The sequence below is a fragment of the Actinoplanes sp. NPDC051633 genome, from assembly GCF_040681735.1.
GTDB lineage: Bacteria > Actinomycetota > Actinomycetes > Mycobacteriales > Micromonosporaceae > Actinoplanes.
On the sequence record NZ_JBFAZH010000534.1, the window covers coordinates 1 to 5,297 of the forward strand.

General features: G+C 68.1%; 5 protein-coding genes. All 5 read right to left on the minus strand.

Going from position 1 to position 5,297, the window contains the following annotated elements:
• Nucleotides 1-1,189: APC family permease (locus AB0M20_RS25895; protein ID WP_364302407.1), on the minus strand; the 1,189-nt coding region annotated here is incomplete at its 3' end.
• A 66-nt stretch (nucleotides 1,190-1,255) separates the two neighbouring features.
• A complete protein-coding gene (locus tag AB0M20_RS25900; RefSeq protein WP_364302410.1) occupies nucleotides 1,256-2,245 on the minus strand; it encodes a zinc-dependent alcohol dehydrogenase family protein in 990 nt (329 codons plus the stop codon).
• The gene (locus tag AB0M20_RS25905; protein WP_364302413.1) at nucleotides 2,242-3,099 is read right to left on the minus strand and encodes a carbohydrate ABC transporter permease; all 858 of its coding nucleotides are present in this window, start codon (nucleotides 3,097-3,099) and stop codon (nucleotides 2,242-2,244) included. Before AB0M20_RS25905 ends, AB0M20_RS25900 begins: the two co-directional genes overlap by 4 nt.
• A complete protein-coding gene (locus AB0M20_RS25910; protein ID WP_364302416.1) occupies nucleotides 3,096-4,034 on the minus strand; it encodes a sugar ABC transporter permease in 939 nt (312 codons plus the stop codon). Before AB0M20_RS25910 ends, AB0M20_RS25905 begins: the two co-directional genes overlap by 4 nt.
• A gap of 66 nt (nucleotides 4,035-4,100) precedes the next feature.
• Nucleotides 4,101-5,297: sugar ABC transporter substrate-binding protein (locus tag AB0M20_RS25915; protein WP_364302418.1), on the minus strand; the 1,197-nt coding region annotated here is incomplete at its 5' end.

The window sequence follows — 5,297 nt, forward strand, 5'->3', positions numbered from 1 at the left end:
GGTTGAGGAACAGCAACGCGGACAGCGATGCGGCCAGGATCAGCATCAGCACGCCCAGCGCGCCCGTCGTCGTCAGCCACGGGTAGATCTGGGTGAACGGGTCCCAGCCCGCGATCCACAGGGCGGTCAGCGCCAGCCCGGCGAGCAGACTCTGGGTCACCGAGGCGTGGAACGGCACCGAGGTACGCGCGCCGGTGCGCCCCAGCCTCGCCGGCAGCACGCCCTCGCGGCCGAGCGCGAACGCGTACCGGGCGATCGTGTGGTGCAGCGAGATCATCCCGGCGACCAGGCCGGTCAGCAGCAGCACCCGGCCCAGCGTCACCGCCCACGGCGCCAGGCGCTCGGCGACGAGGTCGAAGAGCAGCTCGCCGCCGCGCCCGGCCGCCAGCGAACCCACCGTCGACGGCCCGGCCGCCACGCTCATCGCCCACGCCGAGAAGCAGTACAGCAGCCCGAGGGCGAGCACCGACAGGTACGCGGCCCGGCCGATGGACCGGCGGGGGCGCTGCGTCTCCTCCCCGTACACCGCGACCGTCTCGAAGCCGATGAAACCGAACGCCGCAACCACCAGCAGCAACCCCAGCGCCGGCCGGTCGACCCCCGACCATGAAGGGGTCAGCGTGTCGAACGTGATCCGGTCGCCGGCCGGATCGAGGAGCCCGGCCGCGCCGAATCCGGTGATCACCGCTACCTCGGCCAGCACCAGCAGCGCCAGGATCGCGCCGACGATCTCGGCCCGCAGCAGTCCGCACAGCGTGACGACGATCCAACAGCCGCCGGCCACCATCCACCAGGGCGCGCTCACCCCGAACCAGCCGTCGAGGATCGGTGCGGCCGCGAGCCCGACCGCGCCGTAGAGGCCGATCTGCAGGGCGTTGTACGAGAGCAGGGCGAGCCAGGCGGCCCCGATGCCGGTCGGCCGGCCGAGACCGCGGGCGATGAAGGAGTAGAGCGCGCCGGCGTTGGGTGAGCGGCGGGCCATCGCGGCGTACCCGACCGTGAAGAGCAGCAGGATCAGCGCGCAGAAGGGGAACGCCAGGGGGAAGAAGGTCACGCCGCGCGTCGCGTACCCCAATGGGGTGGTGATCGTGACGACGGAGAGCGGGACGGCGGCGGCGAGGGCGATGAAGATCAGAGCCGGCGCACCGAGACGCCCGGCGGCGAGGGGATGCGTCGCGGGCGGGGGCACAGATCCATTAGGACTCATGACCCCGCCCGATAACAACCAGGAGTGACGTACACCTAACTCAAAGTGTCAGGGTTCAATCAGAAGCTTGCGCCCGACACCGGCCCTGAACTGCTCCAATGCGGATGCATAGTCGGATAGTGGATAGCGATGGCTCACGAAGATCGACGGGTCGAGCACCCCGGCGGCCATCAGGGCACCGGCCCGGTCGAAGCTGTGCAGCACGGCCATCGACCCGGTGATGGTGATCTCGCGTCGATAGATGTCGTACGGCTCGATGGCGACGGAAGCGTCATAGGACGAGACGCCGAACTGCAGGAACGTGCCACCCCGCCCGACCCGGGACAGCCCGTCCTTGATGGCCGCCGCCGAGCCGGTGCAGTCGATCACCACGTCCCAGCCTCGCGGCGCATCCAGGGAGGAGGCGTCGGTCGTCGTCGCCGTGCAGCCGAGCTGCTTGGCCGTCTCGAGTCGCTGCGGGTTGAGATCCACCACCGACACCGAGGCGGCGCCGGCCCGCATGGCGAGCGACATCATCATCAGGCCCATCGTTCCCGAGCCGTAGATGAGGTAGTCCGACGCCATGGTGCGCGGCAGCACGTCGAAGCCGCGGACCGCGCAGGACAGCGGCTCGATCAGCGCGGCGTCTCGCGCCGCCAAACTCGGCGGCAGCTTGAACAGGTTGGCCATCGGCGCGGCCACGTACTCGGCCGCGCCGCCGCTGACCGTCACCCCGATCGCGTTCCAGTTCTCGCACTGGTTGCCGCGGGCCCGCTTGCAGTAATAGCAGTGCCCGCAGTACAGCGACGGGTCGACGGCCACCTGGTCGCCGACCGCGTACCCGTCGACCGCCGAGCCCACCGCCGCGATCTCGCCGGCGAACTCGTGCCCGGGCACGATCGGGAAGGCGGGCGCGAACTCGCCGTCCATGATGTGCAGGTCGGTGCCGCAGATCCCGACGGCGGCCGGCTTGACGACCACGTCCGTCGGTCCGGGCGCCGGGTCCGACACCTCCTGGATCTCGATCGTGCCGGGCGTGACGACGACGGCTGCCCTCACTTGACCGCCCCCATGGACAGGCCGCGGACCAGCTTGTTCTGCGCCACCCAGCCGGCCACCAGCACCGGCAGCGACAGCAGCGTCGCCGCCGCCGACAGGTCGGCGAGGAACGGGCCGCGGCCGGAGATGAAGCCGAGCAGGTAGATCGGCGCGGTGCTGGCGTTGGTGTCGGTCAGGTTGACCGCCAGGAAGAACTCGTTCCAGGTGAAGATGAAGCAGATCAACGCGGTGGCGGCGAGGCCGGGCGCGACGATCGGCAGGATGATCCGCCGGATCGAGAGGATCAGACCGGCGCCGTCCACCTCGCCGGCCTCGAGGACCTCCTTGGGCACCTCGAGAAGGAACGAGCGCATCATCCAGATGGCCAGCGGCAGGTTCATCGACGTGTAGAGGATGACCATCGTCCAGATGTTGTCCTTCATGCCGATCTTCACCGTGAGCAGGTACACCGGCAGCACGGCGGCCACCGGCGGCATCATCTTGGTGGAGATGAAGAAGAACAGCGCGTCGGTCCATTTGCGGACCGGGCGCAGGGACAGCGCGTAGGCCGCCGGCGTCGCCAGCACGACCACCAGCATCGTCGAGAACACGCTGGCCATCAACGAGTTCAGCAGGAACGGCACGATGTTGCCGCCCAGCACGGTGGAGAAGTGCTCCAACGTGGGCGTGAAGAACCAGACCGGCGGGTTCGTCGTCACGTCGTTGGACTGCTTCAGAGCGGTCAGCACCATCCAGATGACCGGGAAGACGAAGAGGATCGCGGCGACCCACGCCACGACACCCCAGACGCCGTTGCCCCACTGGCGGCGGCGCACGGGAGCCGCCGCGTGGGCGGGCACGGTTGCCGTGGTCATCGGCCCTCCTCCACCTTGAACAGACCCGAGATGACGCGCAGCGCGAAGTTCGCCACGATGATCGTGAGGATCACCACGACCACGCCGGCCGCCGAGGCCTCGCCGTACTCGTACTTGCTGAAAATGGTCTGGTAGATCTCGTAGGGCAGGTTGGTGGTGGCCGTGCCCGGCCCGCCCTGCGTGATCGTGAAGATCGCGTCGAACGTGTTGACCAGGTAGATCGAGCCGAGCAGCGCGCCGAGCTCCAGGTACTGCCGCAGGTGCGGCAGCGTCATGCTGGTGAAGATCCGCCACGCCCCGGCGCCGTCGACCCGCGCGGCCTCGAGCACGTCGTTGCTCTGCGACTGCAGACCGGCCAGCAGGATCAGCATCATGAACGGCGTCCACTGCCAGACCAGCACCGCGATGATCGTGGCCTTCGGGTACGAGGTGGTCCACGCCGTGTCCCCGCCGAAGACGCCGTTGATCAACCCGTAGTCCGGGTTGAGGATGCCGTGCTTCCAGAGCAGCGCGGCCGCCACCGGCATGATCAGGAACGGCGTGATGAAGAAGGTACGGACGATCGAGCGGCCGAAGAACTTGCGGTCCAGCAGGATCGCGAAGGCCAGACCGAGGATCATCGAGACGATCACCGCGCCGGCCGTCAGGATCACCGTGTTCAGCAACGCCGACCGCAGCCGCTCGTCGGTCAGCACGGTGACGTAGTTGTCGAATCCGACGAACTCCTTCACGCCCGGACGCAGCGCGTTCCAGCTCAGGGTCGAGTAGTAGATCGTGAACAGGAACGGCAGCTGCGTCACGATGATGGCGAAGATCAGGGCGGGGAGAAGGGGGGCGCGGCGCGACCAGCGTTCGCCGGCGCTGCCTTTGATCGATGGTGGGGTGGGGGGCGGGGTCGTCGTCTTCTCGTCCGCCCGGGGAATGACGTCAGTCATCGGAAAGTGCCTTCCTCTACAGGCACGCCGCCGCCGGATCAGGTCCGGCGGCGGCGCTCCCGACCCCTACTTGTATTTCTTCGCCACGTCTTCGGCGAGCTTCTGACCGTCGTTCAGTGCCTGGTCGACCGTCTTGCTACCGGCGATGGCCGCGCTGACCTCCTGCGAGGTCTTCGTGCCGAGGTCGGCGAACTCCGGGATGCCGACGAACTGGACGCCGAGCGCGGGCCGCGGCTGCACGCCGGGGTTCTGCGGGTTGGCGTTCTCGATCGACTTCAGGGTGAGGTCGGCGAAGGCCTTGGCCGACTCCTTGTACTCCGGGATGGAGTAGGTCGAGGTGCGCTTGCCGGACGGCAGGCGCGACCAGCCGAGCTTCTCGCCGACCAGCTTCTCGTACTCCTTGCCGGTGGCCCAGGAGATGAACTTCCAGGCGTTGTCGGCCTTCTTGGTGGTCTTGGGCATGGCGAACGCCCAGGTCCACAGCCAGCCGGAGTACTCGGTCTTGTTCACCGGGGCGTACGCGTAGCCGACCTTGCCGGCCACCTTCGACGCGCCCGGGTCCTCCAGCGTGCCGGCCGCCGAGGTGGCGTCGTACCACATCGCCGCCTTGCCCTGGCTGAAGGTGTTGAGGCACTCGGTGAAGCCAGCCTGCGGGGCGCCGGACTCGCCATAGTTCTTCACCAGGTTCACGTAGAAGTTGGTGGCTTCCTTGAACTCCGGCGAGTTCACCTTCGGCGTCCAGTCCTTCTCGAACCAGGTGCCGCCGTAGGTGTTGACCACCGTGGTCAGCGGGGCGAAGAGCTCACCCCAGCCGGGCAGGCCGCGCAGGCAGATGCCGGCGACGTCGCCCTTGTTCAGCTTCTGGGCGAACTCGGCGACCTGCGCCCAGGTCGGCTTCTCCGGCATGGTGAGGCCGGCGGCCTGGAAGAGTTCCTTGTTGTACATGAGGAACGACGACTCGCCGTAGAACGGCGCCGCGTACATCTTGCCGTCGTCGCCGGTCAGCGAGGCGACCATCGGCTTGATCAGGTCGGCCTGGTCGTAGCTGCTGTCCGCCGCGGCCTGCGTCGAGAGCTCGTGCAGCCAGCCGTTCTTGGCCCAGATCGGCACCTCGTACGCGCCGACCGTGGCGACGTCGTACTGGCCGCCCTGGTTGGCGACGTCCTGGGTCACCTTGTCGCGCAGCTCGTTCTCCGGGAGGATCGTGAACTTCACGGTGATGCCGGTCTGCTTGGTGAAATTGTCGGCCGTCAGCTTCTGGAT

Coding starts and splice junctions, on each gene's coding strand:
- AB0M20_RS25905 (WP_364302413.1), bottom strand. CDS start 3,099: ATGACCACGGCAACCGTGCCCGCCCACGCGGCGGCTCCCGTGCGCCGC.
- AB0M20_RS25910 (WP_364302416.1), bottom strand. CDS start 4,034: ATGACTGACGTCATTCCCCGGGCGGACGAGAAGACGACGACCCCGCCC.